Origin of the sequence: Rufibacter aurantiacus (assembly GCF_017916345.1) — a bacterium.
Taxonomy (GTDB): domain Bacteria; phylum Bacteroidota; class Bacteroidia; order Cytophagales; family Hymenobacteraceae; genus Nibribacter; species Nibribacter roseolus.
Genome location: NZ_JAFMSV010000001.1, coordinates 36928 through 52251 on the forward strand (window position 1 = coordinate 36928; position 15324 = coordinate 52251).

A 15324-nucleotide genomic window follows, 5' to 3' on the forward strand; every position below is an offset into this window, starting at 1 on the left:
CCAGGAAGTATTTGGTATCAACCTATTACTATCAGTCAACATCGCCAAGTGAAAGCTTTCCGCTTCCTGACATTTCAAGTCCGGTTTTCAGAAGCAACAGAGAAAACAGACACCACGGAAACTGGACACCAATTGGTAAAAAAGGAGCTTTCCTGCATGGAAAATGCCAGGAACAAAAAGAAATGGACTACATCTAAAAACTAAATTCATCTCTATGAAAACAGGTCTACTACTTCTCCTCTCTTTTCTGATTTTCTCTGGTGCCAGGGCGCAGAGAATGGATTCCATCAAGTATGCCCACGGCTATCTTTATTTCCATACCTACGGATCCGGGGAGCCCATTATTGTCTTGACGGGCGGCCCCGGGGCAAACTACCAACAGCTAGAGGAGGTGGCAGTAAACCTTGGCAAGAAACAGCACCGGGCCATCTTGCTGGAGCAAAGGGGAACCGGGCGCTCCATGCCCCAGCCTTTTGATACCTCCACTATCAACCTACGCGCCGCCCATTCAGACCTCAACCTGCTGCTGGACCATCTTAAACTCAAACAGGCCCATTTCCTGGGCCACTCCTGGGGCGCCATGCTGGCGATGAGTTTCGCTACGGCCTATCCGGCCCGGGTGAAATCCTTGATGCTAGTTGACCCAGGTCCGTTCAAGCTGGACCGGGCCGTGAACGAGACGTACAGCCATAACCGGGAAGCCAGACTAAACCCGCAGGACAGGCAAGCCCTGGCCGAGGTTTCCCGGAAGGTGCGCTCTCTCAACGCCACCCCGGCAGACCAGGAGCTGTACTACAAATGGGAGCTCATTCCGGTGCTGTATGACCGCACCCAGGTAGACACGCTCATCACCAAAATCAATAAGGGAGCCCTGGGCCCTAAGATGGGCGGACTCATGTTCCAGGACCTGTCAAAGAAAGGCTTCGACCTGAGTCGCAAACTTCCCCTGTTCACCAAGCCAATCCACATCATAACCGGCAGCCAGGACCCTGGCGCATTTGTCAGTTACGAGCTCAAGATCCTGCTGCCCAAAGCCCACCTCCACTGGATAGACAAGTCCGGGCATTTCCCTATGTATGAACAGACCCAGCAATTTTATGCCACCCTGGATAAGATCCTGAACCCTAACCCTTAAGCAACTGACCTTTAGGGTTATGCTGCCCTACTCCCTTCTTTCTATTAATAGGACAATTTGTAACATCAGTCCCGCACTGAGGAGAACTTGAATGATTTGCCCCGATTTTGCCGAAGCAATCTTTTAGAAGAATTGCCTAACCCTCAAGTTTTGTAAAGATAGGTTACTCTGATAAATGCCACCCAAACGCCTGGGAAGAAGAAAAGCCTTGACAGAAAGTGACTTTAAAGGCACTATAGGTTTAAAATAATGAGGCATAACATTGTGCTTTTCAAGAAATTGTTCTTACAATTGCGTAGTTCAACCTGGGGCTTTCTTGTTCGTAAATAAACATTACCTATTTATTTATTTCTACTTAGTGCTGGAGGTTAAACAGATTTTGATTTAATTGTACTAAAAGAGAAGATAGACAAGCTCCCTTGCGCGACATTCCTTATAGGAGCTTCAATTGAAAAGCCTAAAGGCGCTTTTAGTATAGAGAACTTAGATCAGGTTAAATAGAAGGATAGAGATTTTATGGAAATAAGGGAAGAGATTGCTCAGCAGTTACAAGACATTTTAGAGGACCTGGAAACCACAAGTGAATCTGAGGAGGCAATACCCTCCATTTTAGAATCACTCCAGGAAACCGGTCGCATCATTCAGCATCTTTCAGAAAGCACGGCAGAGGGAGAGCAGTCGCACCAGCGCATTATGTTCCTGTCCAAAATGCTGGAAAATGCGAAGCAAGAGATTGAAGCGGGTGGTGTGCAGGACGGACTCTGGTTTGGCAAGTCGGTTATTACCTTCCTGCTGAACGGCACCTCGGCGGGAGCTGTTCCGGTGGAAACCGAGGACTACGAGTAATTTGGCGAGCTAAGGAAAGGCGTTCTAAACAACGCACAAGTTCATATGCCCCATTCCTGAAGCAACTTCTGGAAGACTATCCTTCAATATATTTTCTTGCTGCCAAAGCTGTTCATCATAAATGGCCAGTTGATGTGAACTTTCATTGGTTTGAATCAACTGGCTTTTTCTTTGGCCCATGATTATCTTAACCAAGGCATTCACCGCCAGGAACGGGAAGTTATCTGTACCTTTGGCTTCGCTTTTCTGGTCTGAGCTCCTGCGCCGGCCTTCGGAAAAAGCATGTGATTCAATTTCTATATCATGAAAATAAAGCTGCTCAGTTTCTTAGGGGTTCTGTTTCTGCTTGGCTGCTCCAACGGCCAGGACTCTTCTGTGCAAATGACCTCGTTCAAGGTAGTAAACCAGAAGTCTTTTGAGATGTGTTTCTCCGGCAAAGTGGAAGGGCTTTATTCACTGGTGATCAAAACCAAACAAGGGAAAGAAATTAAAAAGGCGGGCCAATTACAGGGCGCAGACCGCAAGTGTTTCACAGAACTTAAAATGCAGCACGCCGCCACCTCTTACAACACGTCCCAAACCCGCTTCTACACAGATTCCCTGGTGACAAGTAACATCTCCTCGGTAAAATGGAACATCGCCAGGCGGTACTATGAAGAGCCATTCGCAGAGGGTGAATTCCAGGTTAAATAGCGGTATAGGCTCGGCTTGAGAATCTTCCAAACCTCTCCCCTGCTTATAGATAACTCTGGAAAAGAAAGGCTCTGTTTTTAAGGAATCTGTCTGTACAAAAGGCAAAAAAACTCAACACAGTTTTTGGCCTGTTTTGTGAAAAAGAAGCTGTAAACAGAGGGTTTCATTCAGCAAAAATACCCAGAGCAAAAGCGGCTTTCAGCCAAAGACCGGCGCCAAGGCTGTAATAAATCTAAGGTCATGCAGACTAATGCAGGTGTGCGTGAATTCCTTCTTTTCAAGGAGAGACATCACTTAAAATTCAGCCTTTATCTTTAAATAAAAGCAATAGCCATGAACGTGCTCACCCTTAACCTGTCAGACACGGTAAGAATAGAAGTAGACAACTCCTACACCGGCAAAGAGACCATCAAGTACAACGGCGAGATTGTATCAGAGAAGAAATCACTGCTGGGCGAGAACCACCGGTTTGAGCGGGAAGAGGAGGGAGAAATGGTCCAATACGAAGTAAGGATCAGCATTAAGCATCTCACCCGCGTGGGCATAGACATCTACCGCAACGACAAAGTGATTCTGCTGAGTTAACCCCAATCTTCTCTTTCCTGAAAAAGCAGGCCAGAAACAGCAGAATGCATACGGCAACTGCTGTTTCTGGCCGGTTCTCAGGAAAGGAGGACTAAACTGGCGGCTTAGGGCTTTAGGTTTTAGGTACTTCCACAAAGAAAGTGGAACCCTGGCCTTCCTGGCTTTCAAACCAGATTTTGCCTTTGTGCAGCTCTACTATGTTCTTGATGATGGACATGCCCAGGCCCACACTTTTTTCGCCGTGCAATCCTTCGCGGCGCGCCTTGGTGAACTTGTCAAACAATATGGGTTGCAGATCCTTTGGAATACCAATGCCGTCGTCAGAGATCTTGATGAGCACGGTATCGTCGCGGTCTTCCAGGGTGGTGGTAATGGTGCCTGTGTCTATGGTGAATTTAATGGCGTTTGACACCAGGTTGTTGATGGCCTGCATGAACTTCATCACATCAAGGTAGACATACACCGGTTCAGAAGGCAGTTGGGCCACGAAGTTCTTTTCCAGCAGGGCGCCACCCAGGTGTTGGTAGTTGTCCATCATGATGGCGAGTCTCTGGGTAAGGTTCACCCGCTCTTTGTGCAACACCACCTGCGAAGACTCCAGGAACTCATTGTCCACAAAGTCACGGATCATGTCTGATCCCTTCTTCGCGTTTTCCTTGATGTATTCCATGAGCTCCACCGTGGCCGGGCTGGCCGCCTCCAATTCTGTCTCCAGCATGTCCATCATGCCCTGTATATTCTGGAAGGGCGCCGCCAGGTCATGCGACAGGATCTCCAGGGTAGAATTCTTTTTTGAGTTAAATTTAAGGATGTTGTTTTGGTACTCTTTCCGTAGGGTCACATCCTCGGCATAGCCGCAGAGGAAGCGTTCCCCGGCCTCCTCCAGCACCGTAGCAGACAGGCAAACCCATTTGAGGTCTTCACCGGGCAGGGTCAACCTTACCTCTATCCCCTTCTGCGAACCCTTGGCCAACAGTTTATGGTACTGTTCCAACAAAAAGTCATGGTCGTCTGGGTGCACCTGTTGCAGCAGTTGGGAGGCGTCCAGCAGGGTATCTTCCCTGGAAATACCGAAAATGCGGCTAAAGGCCAGGTTCAGATACAACACTTGGTGGTTTCCGAGGTGGTAAATAAAATAGGCTTGGTTAAAGGTCTCGGCGGTCCGCTCCAGCAGGGCGGCATACAGGCCAGTTGATGTATTTTCCATTTCAGAGGAGACGGCTAACAAAACCGTAGTAGGTATAAAACTGCACTATAAATGTATTTATGAAGCTATATATAGGTATCTGACGGAATTTTGTTCTGGCCAATGCAAGAAATAAATAGTACCTTTATGTAGAACCCACCCAAAAGCTATTCCCCCACAGCTATGTCAGAGGCCCACCAACTTATCACCACTTACCAAGACACCGGGGAAATCCTGGTGATTGATGACGACACCTCCAGCCTTTTCCTTATTAAGGATTTGCTCACTTCCATGGGCATGGGCGCCAAAGTCACCACGGTCTCCACCGCCTTGGATGCGCTGGAGATTCTGGAGAGCCGCCGGGGCACAAACCGTTTCCCGGAACTGCTGTTGCTGGACATAAAGATGTCCGGCATAGACGGCTTTGGTTTTCTTGAAAGACTGCACCAGTTGAACCTTCCGCGCCATATTGAGCCCAAGGTGGTGGTTTTAAGCTACTATGCCAACAGAACGTACCAGGAGCGCGCCCAGGAACTTGGTGTTTCGGCTTATTTACGGAAACCGCTCACCCGCGAAAAGGTTTTAGACATTATTGGCTTGCGCAGTTACAGCAACTGATCTTTATCTCAGCAGGTAACTCTCTCCAGCTCCGCCCTCGGGATAACACTTATCAATTGGTTTACCTCAGGATAAGAATACCGTGTTTTCTTAAAAACAGGGCGTGAAAGGGCATCACCTTAACAGAGCCTTCCAGCATTCTCCAGGGCTGCCCCTGCACAGTCCTTTCTCATTCACAGAAATAAAAACGTATCTGACTTATAAAGGTAAGTTCAGCTAATGTATTGAATTTCTGCATAATTCTTTATCTTTAATCACGTACTCCAACTTAAACATTACTACTATGGCCAAAGGAAAGTCACCCTCAAAAGAGACCGGCAAAAAAGAACCTACCAAAAGCCTGAAAGAGAAAAGGGCGGAGAAACAGCAGAAGCGGGAGTCTAAATCAAGGGGAGAATAATTTCCTGTCTTTAGATTCATAAGCCTCTGGTATGGCCACTAAGGGGAATCCCCTTCCAGGCAGCCATACCAGAGGCTTTTGCTACCTTTCTCTACTTAACCCTGGCATCTATGGAGAATCTGGTTTTATCAGTGAGGGAGTTGGAGGAGCAGGATGTAGACGCGCTCATGCATTACTGGTTTAGCGCTGACAAAGCCTTTTTAGAAGGTATGGGCGTTGACTTAGCCAAAATGCCGGACAAGGCAGAATGGCGCGAAACACTCCTCCGCCAGGTGCAAACCCCGTTACATGAAAAACCCTCCTACTGCATCATCTGGCAAGCCGATGGCCAGGCCGTGGGGCATTCAAACGTGAACAAGATTGTGCCCGGGCAGGAAGCCTCCATGCACCTGCACCTCTGGTCTTCCGGACTCCGGCAAAAGGGTATGGGCACCGCCTTCGTGAAAATGACCCTTCCCTATTTCTTCCGTAACCTGGGCTTACAGAAGGTATACGCTGAGCCTTACGCCCTGAACCCCGCGCCCCACAGAACCCTGCAGAAAGCGGGTTTCCGGTTGGTAAAGGAGTACACCACCACCCCGGGCTGGATCAATTTTGAGCAACCCGTGAAAAGGTGGGAAATGACGCAGAAACGTTTCAACACCATGGTTTAAGCCTGTTTCCTACATTTCGGCCTTAAAACACCCGCATGGATACAAGAGAAGCCTACAACACCTGGGCCGCCCAGTATGACACTAACCAGAACCGCACCCGCGATCTGGAGGGCTTGGCCCTGCGCAACACGTTGAGCTCGCTTTCATTTCCAAGATGCCTGGAGATTGGCTGCGGCACCGGTAAGAACACGGTCTTCCTGGCCCAGAAAGCCCGTGACGTTACGGCCATTGATCTGTCTGAGGAAATGCTCAGTAAAGCCAGAGAAAAAGTGCAGGCGCCCCACGTGCAATTCACCCAGGCCAATATCCTGGCCGACTGGACTTTCCGGAACGGCCACTATGACCTGGTCACCTTCAGCCTGGTGCTGGAGCATATCCAATACCTGGACCACGCCTTTGAACAAGCCGCGGCCAGCCTTCTCAGGGGCGGGTACGTGTATGTGGGCGAGCTGCATCCCTTTAAACAGTACATGGGCACCAAAGCCCGCTTTGATACCCTGGATGGCAGGCAGGAAGTAGAATGCTTTGTGCACCCGGTCTCTGAGTTCACCCAGACCGCCAAACGGCACGGCCTGGGCCTGGCAGACCTGAACGAGTACTTTGACGACAATGACTCCACCAACATCCCCAGAATCCTGACCATGCTTTTTCAGAAGCGATGAGCATAGAAGTTCTTTTCAAGGAAGAAACCACCTTATTTATGGTCTGTTTTCCTGAAAACATCTTCTTTTTATGACGTCAACGGCTCTAAAAACTGGTTAAAAAATTAATAACGTAATTTTTTTGACCTAAGAATCAGAGAGAACGAATGAAGAAGCCGTAAAACATAGTCAATCCTGAATGTTTTACGTATGGACAAAAGTGAGTGTACTTCAATCAAAGCCATAACATGAACTTTACATCAACAAGAATTGAGGATATCCTGTTTGACGCCGCCCGGAAAGGAGATGTCGTGACCATTCAGGAGTTGATTGCCGAAGGGGTAGACATCAATATACAGAACGGAAGAGGCTTCACGCCCTTGATTCTGGCTTCTTATGAGGGAAACTATGAGGCAACCAAAGCACTTTTAGATGCGGGGGCAGATGTAAATGCGCAGGACCTGAGCGGCAATACCGCTTTAATGGGTCTTTGCTTCAAAGGCTACGCCGATATTGCCGAGCTGCTTATTGCACGCGGCGCCGACCTGAACATCCAGAACTATAGCGGCGGCACCGCCCTGATGTTTGCCGTGATGTTTGGCCGCCATGAACTCATGCGAATGGTCACCGAATACGGAGCAGACCAGACCATCAGAGACAGCCGCGGACTTACCGCCCTGGAAATGGCCGAGAAAATAGGTAACGATGAAGCCTTGAAAGTGCTGTACCACGGCGGTTAATCATTTCCGGCCACGAGTATTCCATTTACTTCATCAAAGAGCTCTCTCCAGTTAATAATCTGGGGAGGGCACTTTCTTTTTATGAGCGCTTGCCTCCTTTCACAATGGCTTTCTTCCCACTGCCAAAACCAGAAAGCCTGTTTTGGTGCCGTTTATATCAAAACAGCACCAAAACAGGCTTTCTGCCCAAATTCAATCTTAAATTGCTTTTAAGTTTCCAGTCATCAATTATCTCAAGTCTCACTTCGCAGGTAAGTAGCACAGCTTCCCTTATCCAGCAGAGGTATTCAAGAGTGGATTACCTATTGGCCCTGGAAGGCAGGTAAATTTGGAACCCTAAGCCCAAAGACAAGCCGGTGGTACCTGAGTCTACGTCAATGTTGGCATGGCTCCGCACCAAGTTAAGGGTGCCCTCCAGAGACACGTTGGTGGCCACAAAGTGCGCGTAGCCGGCCCGCACGCCATATACGGTAGAAAAGAAAGCATCCCCTTCATTGTCTTTAAGGTTACTTCCGGCAAAACCTACCAGTGCCTCGCCAAACCAGCGGTGGGTAGGTGCGGCGCCTTCGGGAAAGTAATACCGCACAAAAGGCGTTAAGCCATAGCTGAAGGTTTCGCCTCCGTCATAAAGCTGCAAACCCAGTTGTACCTGGGCCCCGATGGCTGCGTTATCGCTGATGAAATAACCGGCCCGGGGTTCTACATCAAGGGTAAAGGTTTCAGATCTGAAGTTATGTCCAATGGAAGCCAGATCGGCGCCAATCATCCAGTTTCCTTGTCTTATTGCCGTGGCTTGCACGGGAGCGGTGGTTTGCGGCGGAGATACGGTCTGGGCCATAGTACTACCTACTTCAGCCATCACCAGAAAAAGAGTGAGTACATAGTTTTTCATAATTTTAATAATAAGTTATATTATATCTACAACGAGTTCATTTTCATTTAGTTGAAGATTTGGACCAATACTTCTAATCGGTTTTAATAAAATAAGCCTGGAAGGATTTCCATAGAGACTACCCGGGGTTTGATTTGTACTGATTGAAGACTTACCCCAGAACCCGCGTTTGTAAAATCTAGATATTGAAGAATCTAGGTGTTTGAGAATTGGGTAGAACTGGACAATGATCAGTGGGTTCTTTGAGGGCGCAGGATGGTAGGTGGATTTAGGCATCAAAAGCCTATGCAACATAGCTAGGGCAACCACAAGGGATTGCCCCTACATTGCAGGTACGCCATGATATGCACGCAATCATCCCCTATGCTCAAGGGGTACGATATGCGTGCACCAAGAAGGGAAGGCAGTTATTAGCGAGGAAGTTAGTTTGGGTGGAGAATAATTCTGGGGTAGGCATAAAGCCTTCCTCATCTGCCTAAATAACAGCTTTGTGGGAAATGGTTTCGGTGATGGGAATGTTTTCCTGTTTTTTGCCCACAATAAGGCGGTTGCTGGAGTTGTAAGTGAAGTAATTCCAGCACCAGTTCACCATCACGGTCAAACGGTTCCGGAAACCGATGATAGACACCAGGTGGATGAACATCCAGATAAGCCACGCAACAAAGCCCTGCGACTTGATTTCCTTATTGAAAAGTTTGAGGTCTGCCACGGCCTTGTTCCGCCCGATGGTGGCCATAGAGCCCTGGTCTTTGTACACGAAGGGCTGCAGCGTTTCGCCTTTGAACAGCCGCACCAGGTTTTTGCCCAGCAACTCGCCCTGCTGCATGGCCGGTTGGGCCAGCATGGGGTGCCCCTGCGGATTCTCGGGGGTGACCATCGCCGCGATATCGCCAATGGCAAAGACGTTTTCATAGCCAATCACCCGGTTGTAAGCATCCACCTGCAGGCGGTTGCCTTTTAGGAGACTTTCCGGTTTCAGGCCGGTAACCGGGTTGCCCGTAACCCCGGCGGCCCAGATAAGGGTGCGGGTAATGAGTGTTTCGCCGTTGTCCAGGGTCACGGTGTAGCCATCGTAGGATTTTACGCGCCGGTTCAGCCAGATCTGCACGCCCATCTCTTCCAGGAACTGCTGTGATTTAAGCGAGGCTTCCTTGGACATGCCTTTGAGCAACTCGCCGCCGCTCTGGATCAGGTGGATGTCCATGGATTTGAAGTCCAGCTCCGGGTAATCTTTGGGGAACACGTGCTTGCGCAGTTCGCTCAGGGCACCCGCCAGTTCTACGCCGGTGGGGCCGCCGCCCACTATCACGTAGTCCATGAGGCTGTTGAGTTGTTCGTGGTCGTCTAGTTGCAGGGAACTCTCAAAGTTGCTCAGGATTGTATTGCGCAGGCAGTTGGCATCTTCCACGCTTTTCATGGACAGGGCATTCTGCTCCATCTGCTTATCCCCGAAATAATTGGTGGTGGCGCCGGTGGCAATGACCAGGTAATCGTACCGGATGAGCCCGATGTTGGTTTCCACGAGCTGTTCCTGGGTGTTCACGCACTGCACCTCAGCTAGCCTGAAATAAAAATTCTCCTGCTCCTCAAATACCTTCCGGAAGGGGTGAATGATGGACTCCGCATCAATGGCGGCCGTGGCCACTTGGTACATGAGCGGCTGGAAAGTATGGTAATTCTGCTTATCAATGAGGATGACCTGCACATCGGCGTGTCTCAGGGATTTCACCAGTTCCAAACCGGCAAAGCCGCCGCCTATGATGACTACCTTTGGTTTACCGGTATTTTTGATTCGTGCGTATGTTGCCATGGTCCTCTGTCAAGAGATTAACTCCCTATTGTGGTGCGGAAAGAAAGCCTTTCCCTGCCAAGGTACGGCAGATTTCTGTTCCTTCCCCTGGTACGGGTAAAGTTTACGTGTGGCAGGCGCTGCTGTTCAGTTTTACAGATCAGAAGCAAATTGCAAGACATAAAAATCCCTGCGGTTTCTTTTGCCTAAAGTAACCGCAGGGATTTCACATGCCCAACAAAAAACAGGGCCGGGGTTCATTTTAAACCTAAGCCTCAATGGTAAATCAAGGCAAAAACCTAATAGCAGACCTTGCTCTAAAGGAATCTAACTGGCTCTCCTTTTGGCTTCGGTCTGCATGACTTTCAGTTCATCCTGGGCGGCTTTGAGTCGGCTCTTGGCGGCTTTTTCCCGTTGCTTGGCATCGTTGGTATCCTGCTCGGCCCTTTTCAACTCGGCTTTGAGGCTCTCAATCTGGCGCTGCTGCTCTGCCACTATGGGGTCACTGGAGTAATTGTTTCCCGGCAAGATAGCGCAACCAGTGACCAAGGGAAAAACGAGCACCAGCACCGCCGATGCCAGCTTAGTATAAGTACATGATTTCATAGTCTTAAGAGTTGGTATTTATCCGCTTACGCCTTTATCAAGAGGTTGTTTTACAATAGGTTATAAGTTTTTATCAATTAAACTCAGCCCCACTCTACCCGGTTTTCACCCAGCGCCTTATGCTTTCAGTTAAAAGCCTTATTCCAGCAACTAGCATCACATACTGGTGGGTCGCTAAAGAGAACTCCCGTTTAAGGCCTGTTTTCCTAAGAACCGGCCCTAAACGGGAGCTGAAGTCAAGCTTTGAGAAAAACTGATCTTATAAATCTGGATGGGAACCGGCTCTTCTTCTAAGGGTTCTCACCCGCGCTGGCTCCATTTCCTCTGGTCTGGAGAGTGTGCCTACCACTAAACCCACCAAGCCCATGGTCACGAACGTGTTGCGCGCCTTGGTGTTTTGGGCAAACCCAAAGATCCAGGGGGCAGCCAGAGAGAAGACACTGGTGGCAAAGTCAATGGCCAGGTGCGCTTTGTAAGGCATCACCTGCACGGCGCCCCACTCGGCTTTGGTAACTAACGCAGAAACCAGGGTACCGCCAGCAATGGCGCGGCAAAGCGTGGTTGCGGTTTCTTCTTCGGTAAAGCCCACAGATTCTGGGGCCGAGGCCACTGCGGGAATATAGGCCACTTCAGCAATGCCGTGCATGGGCCGGGTGATGGGTTGCCACATAGAATTAAAGATTTTATAGATGAAACATGGAAGCTGTTAAACCACAGCTTTCTACTTTCCAATTTTGTACGAGGGCAAGTTGGGTTTGTTTTTAACTAATTCTCTTTTCCGCTTTTCCAGATAAACCAGATTTTTGGGAAAACAGGCTCTAAACACCCCTACCGGAACCAAACGAAGCCTAAAACAGTCTTAAAGAAAATGGGCTAAGGCGGAGGCCCAGACCCCGTTTTCCTTCTTTTCGGTTTTTAAAACTACCTTACGCTATGAATTTCCTGGTTCTTCTTTTCAGTGCGTTTCTGTCCTTCTCCTCCCCTACCTGGCTGAAGGAACTTGACCAAGCCAAAACCCTGGCGCAGAAAGAACACAAGACCATATTGCTGAACTTCTCCGGCTCAGACTGGTGCGGCCCCTGCATCAAACTGGAGAAAGACATCTTTGAGAACGAGGCTTTCCAGGCGTACGCGGCCCAGAATCTGGTGCTGGTGAACGCCGATTTCCCGCGCCTGAAGAAAAACCAGTTGGATAAGCGCCAAACGGCCCTTAATGAGGCCTTGGCCGAGAAATACAACCAAAACGGTATCTTCCCGCTTACCCTGCTTTTAGACGCCAACGGGAACGTGATCAGGAAATGGGAAGGCATTCCGGCCAAAGAAGCCAATGCCTTTATTGCCTTGTTACAGACTAAAAAATAATGAACCCAGACCTTGCGCCCAGAACCGGGGAAAAACTCTACCGCCGTGTCCAGAAACTGATGGGCAACCGCTTTGAGTTAACCATTCTGGCCGAGGACGAGCATAGGGCCGCCACTTGCCTGGACGCCGCCGTAGCGGAGATCCAGCGCATAGAGGCGGCCCTTACTACTTTTTCAGACAGCAGCCTCACAAACCAGATCAACGCCATGGCGGGCGTGGCGCCGGTGCAGACCTCGCCGGAAGTGTATGACCTCATCGTGCGGTCGCTGCGGCTTTCAGAATTAACCCAAGGCGCTTTCGATATCTCCTACGGTGGCGTGGACAAAAGCCTCTGGAACTTTGACCTGCACATGAAAGCCTTGCCCAGCCCGGCGGTAGCCAAAGCCTCCGTACGGTTGGTGAACTACAGAAACGTGGTGCTGAACCCGCAGGACCGCAGTGTTTTTCTGCGGGAGAAAGGCATGCGCATCGGGTTTGGGGGCATTGGCAAAGGCTACGCCGCGGAGCGCTCTAAGGCCGTTTTGCAGAAAATGGGCGTGAAAAGCGGCATCGTGAATGCGGCCGGTGACCTCACTGCCTGGGGTTTGCAGCCCAACGGCGAGGCCTGGACCATCGGCATCGCCGATCCTGAGGCGGCACACCAGCCTTTCTCCCGGCTCAACATCACCAACATGGCCGTGGCCACCTCGGGCAACTATGAGAAGTACGTGGTTATAGACGGAAAAAAATACAGCCACACCATCAATCCAAAGACCGGTTTACCCGTTACAGGAGTGAAAAGCGCCACTATCATTTGCCCCAACGCAGAACTCGCCGATGCCATGGCCACGCCTATGATGGTGATGGGCGTAAAAGTGGGCCTGAACCTGATCAACCAGATGAAAGGCATTGCCTGCGTGATGATAGATGACCACAACAAAGTGCATTGTTCAGACAACATAAGGTTAACCGTATGACTTTCCTTAAAAGTAAAATCCTGGTGCTGCTGGTCACGGGGGCGGGCCTGGCTTCCTGCCAATCGGTGAAGGAGTATAACAAGATGTACCTCAATGACTCTGAGATGGTGCTCTCCGCCAGGAAAGTGCAGAAGACCGAGATGAGCTTCATGCAGTACCGCGAGGGCGCATCGGGGGCCAACGGCGGTACTTCGGGCGGAGGATGTGGCTGTAACTAACCAAGCGGAGCCGCCATGCAGAAGATTTACCTCAGCGCCTCGTTCTTCTTTCTCTCCATCCTGGGTTCTTTTGCCCAGACCGCCACGCCCAAAGACACCACCACTTTCAGAAGACGCAAACTGAAGCTGGAGGAAATCAACTTTGTATCCAGTTACTACACCCAGGACGGAAATAACTCGGCGGTGACGGGCGGCATTGGTACGGAGGAACTCACCGATGTGGCCACCAACTTTGACCTGACCTTCACCCGATCTGACGCCAAAAACCGGGCGCATACGCTTAACGTGGCTGTGGGCTTTGACCATTATTCCTCGGCCTCCTCAGACCTTATTGACCCTACCACCATTTCCTCGGCCTCGGCAGCCGATAACCGCATTTACCCATCGGTGCAGTGGTCTATGCGGGACCAGGAGAAGCATTACGCCGTGGGTGCCGGTCTTTCCCTGTCTACGGAGTATGATTACTTCTCTAAAGGGGCCAACGTGAACTTCGCGAAGTTCTCCAAAGACAATAACCGCGAGTTTGGGGTGGGGTTAAGCGCTTACCTGGACACCTGGACGGTGATCTACCCCATTGAGCTGCGCACGATAGAAACCAACGGCACCCGCGTGGACAACCCCGAGGCACACGGCACCAAGCCGCGCAACACTTTTAACACTTCGCTGTCGCTGGCGCAGGTCATCAACAAACGGCTGCAGCTTTCGCTCTTACTGGACCTTACCTACCAGCAAGGCCAGTTGGGCACGCTGTATCAGCGGGTGTATTTCCAGGATAACTCTTTGGATGTGGAACGACTGCCTTCTTCCCGGTTCAAGGTTCCGGTGGGCATAAGGGCGCATTACTTTGTCACTGACAAACTGATACTGCGGTCATTCTACCGATTCTACTCAGACAACTGGGGAATAAAGGCGCATACCGCTGAGTTGGAGACCCCATTCAAGGTAACGCCTTTTATCTCATTGAGTCCCTATTACCGGTTCTACGCGCAAACCGCCGCCGACTATTTTGCCGGCTACCAGCAGCACTCGCCCGGTGAACGGCGCTACACCAGTGACTATGATCTGTCCAAGTTCACCAGCCATTACGCCGGCCTCAACTTCAGGATCACCTCAGTGGAAGGGGTTTTCGGGATTAAAAAACTGAACACGCTGGAATTACGCTATGGCCACTACAACCGCAGCAATGGCCTGGTCTCCAATACGGTTTCCTTAGCCGCTACCCTTAAGTAATACCAAACTGAACCACATCTGGGAGCCAACCTACCGCCTTTGGGCGAAGGGTTAGCTTTCTTAGTTCTAGGGGATTGTTTCAAGCCAGATATAAAGAAAACGGCTGTGAAACGCGGTGCAGGGCTTAAGCTGTATAGCCGTACCGGTTAGATTTCAACTCCAGGCGAATGAGCATGGTAATCCGCTCGCTCAAGGTGTCACTGATGACCTTAAGCTCATCCTGTGAGTACAGGTAAAAATCCAGACTATTGATGAAGTCTACAGCGTCTGAGCAAGCCACTAAATCTGCCTTGCTTATGATGTGAAGCACCGTTTCTAAAGGTATCTTTTTCTCCATATAGTTTGCTCTCTTTGCTTACACGTTCAAACCAATTTAGGAGATTTTAATTCCAAAACCAAAAGGAAAAATACTACTAATCAACCATTTACAGTAATTACCACAATACAAATAGGGTAAACCGTAGTTAAATATCATACTATTTAAAAACCAAAAAAGTATTTATTTAATACCATAAATAAGATCATTCAACAACAAGGTGTCATTTAAAGGTTTAGAGCACGTTTTTATCAAAATAGAATAAAACACAACAAAGGACACATATAATTTTTCCAATCATATATTTCATCAATTCTTCACTCCAAATTGTATTATTTAATTCAGGTTTGCGGTAATCAGCAGTAAACTAAAATGTTAACAACAGACATGAGAGTTACAGGCTTGCTCTAACATCTCTCCGGGGTGAACGTAAACTTCAATACCTTTTGTGAGCCATT

General features: G+C 49.4%; 19 protein-coding genes. 12 read left to right on the plus strand and 7 right to left on the minus strand.

The window, feature by feature from the left end:
- The first annotated feature begins 214 nt into the window (after positions 1-214).
- Together J3P34_RS00145 and J3P34_RS00150 are read left to right on the plus strand one after the other, a co-directional pair.
- Positions 215-1135 (plus strand): alpha/beta fold hydrolase, encoded by a 921-nt coding sequence (locus J3P34_RS00145; RefSeq protein ID WP_210485817.1) that lies wholly within the window; start codon positions 215-217, stop codon positions 1133-1135.
- 516 nt (positions 1136-1651) lie between these two features.
- Positions 1652-1981, plus strand: coding sequence for a hypothetical protein (locus J3P34_RS00150; RefSeq protein ID WP_210485819.1), 330 nt, complete (start codon positions 1652-1654; stop codon positions 1979-1981).
- Positions 1982-2005: 24 nt separating this feature from the next.
- Here J3P34_RS00150 and J3P34_RS00155 read toward each other — a convergent pair whose 3' ends face one another.
- On the minus strand, positions 2006-2161 hold the full coding sequence (locus J3P34_RS00155) for a hypothetical protein (RefSeq protein ID WP_210485820.1): 156 nt from the start codon (positions 2159-2161) through the stop codon (positions 2006-2008).
- Positions 2162-2284: 123 nt separating this feature from the next.
- Here J3P34_RS00155 and J3P34_RS00160 point away from each other — a divergent pair, with 123 nt between their 5' ends.
- Both J3P34_RS00160 and J3P34_RS00165 read left to right on the plus strand, forming a co-directional pair.
- Positions 2285-2674 (plus strand): hypothetical protein, encoded by a 390-nt coding sequence (locus tag J3P34_RS00160; protein ID WP_210485821.1) that lies wholly within the window; start codon positions 2285-2287, stop codon positions 2672-2674.
- 333 nt (positions 2675-3007) lie between these two features.
- Positions 3008-3259 (plus strand): hypothetical protein, encoded by a 252-nt coding sequence (locus J3P34_RS00165; RefSeq protein ID WP_210465691.1) that lies wholly within the window; start codon positions 3008-3010, stop codon positions 3257-3259.
- A gap of 112 nt (positions 3260-3371) precedes the next feature.
- On the opposite strand, the gene J3P34_RS00170 is transcribed toward J3P34_RS00165, so the two are convergent.
- Complete coding sequence (locus J3P34_RS00170; protein WP_210485823.1) at positions 3372-4466, minus strand: sensor histidine kinase; 1095 nt, start codon at positions 4464-4466, stop codon at positions 3372-3374.
- A 162-nt stretch (positions 4467-4628) separates the two neighbouring features.
- Between J3P34_RS00170 and J3P34_RS00175 the strand changes: the two genes are divergently transcribed.
- The 4 genes from J3P34_RS00175 (at position 4629) to J3P34_RS00190 (ending at position 7497) form a co-directional block, all read left to right on the plus strand.
- The gene (locus tag J3P34_RS00175; protein WP_210465693.1) at positions 4629-5063 is read left to right on the plus strand and encodes a response regulator; all 435 of its coding nucleotides are present in this window, start codon (positions 4629-4631) and stop codon (positions 5061-5063) included.
- Between the two features lie 510 nt (positions 5064-5573).
- On the plus strand, positions 5574-6116 hold the full coding sequence (locus tag J3P34_RS00180; RefSeq protein WP_210485825.1) for a GNAT family N-acetyltransferase: 543 nt from the start codon (positions 5574-5576) through the stop codon (positions 6114-6116).
- Positions 6117-6151: 35 nt separating this feature from the next.
- Positions 6152-6778 (plus strand): class I SAM-dependent methyltransferase, encoded by a 627-nt coding sequence (locus J3P34_RS00185; protein WP_210485827.1) that lies wholly within the window; start codon positions 6152-6154, stop codon positions 6776-6778.
- Between the two features lie 227 nt (positions 6779-7005).
- Positions 7006-7497, plus strand: coding sequence for an ankyrin repeat domain-containing protein (locus tag J3P34_RS00190; protein ID WP_210465696.1), 492 nt, complete (start codon positions 7006-7008; stop codon positions 7495-7497).
- A 298-nt stretch (positions 7498-7795) separates the two neighbouring features.
- Here J3P34_RS00190 and J3P34_RS00195 read toward each other — a convergent pair whose 3' ends face one another.
- The 4 genes from J3P34_RS00195 to J3P34_RS00210 form a co-directional block, all read right to left on the minus strand.
- Positions 7796-8389 carry a hypothetical protein gene (locus J3P34_RS00195; protein WP_210485829.1) on the minus strand — a complete coding sequence of 198 codons (594 nt, stop codon included), beginning with the start codon at positions 8387-8389 and terminating at the stop codon, positions 7796-7798.
- Between the two features lie 475 nt (positions 8390-8864).
- Positions 8865-10199 carry an NAD(P)/FAD-dependent oxidoreductase gene (locus tag J3P34_RS00200; protein ID WP_210485831.1) on the minus strand — a complete coding sequence of 445 codons (1335 nt, stop codon included), beginning with the start codon at positions 10197-10199 and terminating at the stop codon, positions 8865-8867.
- A gap of 306 nt (positions 10200-10505) precedes the next feature.
- Positions 10506-10784: a hypothetical protein gene (locus J3P34_RS00205; protein ID WP_210465699.1), complete on the minus strand. Its 279-nt coding sequence runs from the start codon at positions 10782-10784 to the stop codon at positions 10506-10508.
- A gap of 259 nt (positions 10785-11043) precedes the next feature.
- Positions 11044-11454, minus strand: a complete 411-nt coding sequence (locus tag J3P34_RS00210; protein ID WP_210485833.1) for a hypothetical protein — start codon at positions 11452-11454, stop codon at positions 11044-11046.
- Between the two features lie 263 nt (positions 11455-11717).
- On the opposite strand from J3P34_RS00210, the gene J3P34_RS00215 reads away from it, so the two are divergent.
- The 4 genes from J3P34_RS00215 to J3P34_RS00230 are packed head-to-tail and all read left to right on the plus strand — an operon-like array spanning position 11718 to position 14550.
- Positions 11718-12146: a thioredoxin family protein gene (locus J3P34_RS00215; protein WP_210485835.1), complete on the plus strand. Its 429-nt coding sequence runs from the start codon at positions 11718-11720 to the stop codon at positions 12144-12146.
- Positions 12146-13102: an FAD:protein FMN transferase gene (locus J3P34_RS00220; protein WP_210485836.1), complete on the plus strand. Its 957-nt coding sequence runs from the start codon at positions 12146-12148 to the stop codon at positions 13100-13102. Before J3P34_RS00215 ends, J3P34_RS00220 begins: the two co-directional genes overlap by 1 nt.
- Positions 13099-13320, plus strand: a complete 222-nt coding sequence (locus tag J3P34_RS00225) for a DUF4266 domain-containing protein (RefSeq protein WP_210465703.1) — start codon at positions 13099-13101, stop codon at positions 13318-13320. The genes J3P34_RS00220 and J3P34_RS00225 overlap by 4 nt, the downstream gene beginning before the upstream one ends.
- 15 nt (positions 13321-13335) lie before the next feature.
- Complete coding sequence (locus tag J3P34_RS00230) at positions 13336-14550, plus strand: DUF3570 domain-containing protein (protein WP_210485837.1); 1215 nt, start codon at positions 13336-13338, stop codon at positions 14548-14550.
- 124 nt (positions 14551-14674) lie between these two features.
- On the opposite strand, the gene J3P34_RS00235 is transcribed toward J3P34_RS00230, so the two are convergent.
- Positions 14675-14887 carry a hypothetical protein gene (locus J3P34_RS00235; RefSeq protein ID WP_210485839.1) on the minus strand — a complete coding sequence of 71 codons (213 nt, stop codon included), beginning with the start codon at positions 14885-14887 and terminating at the stop codon, positions 14675-14677.
- Positions 14888-15324: the final 437 nt, after the last annotated feature.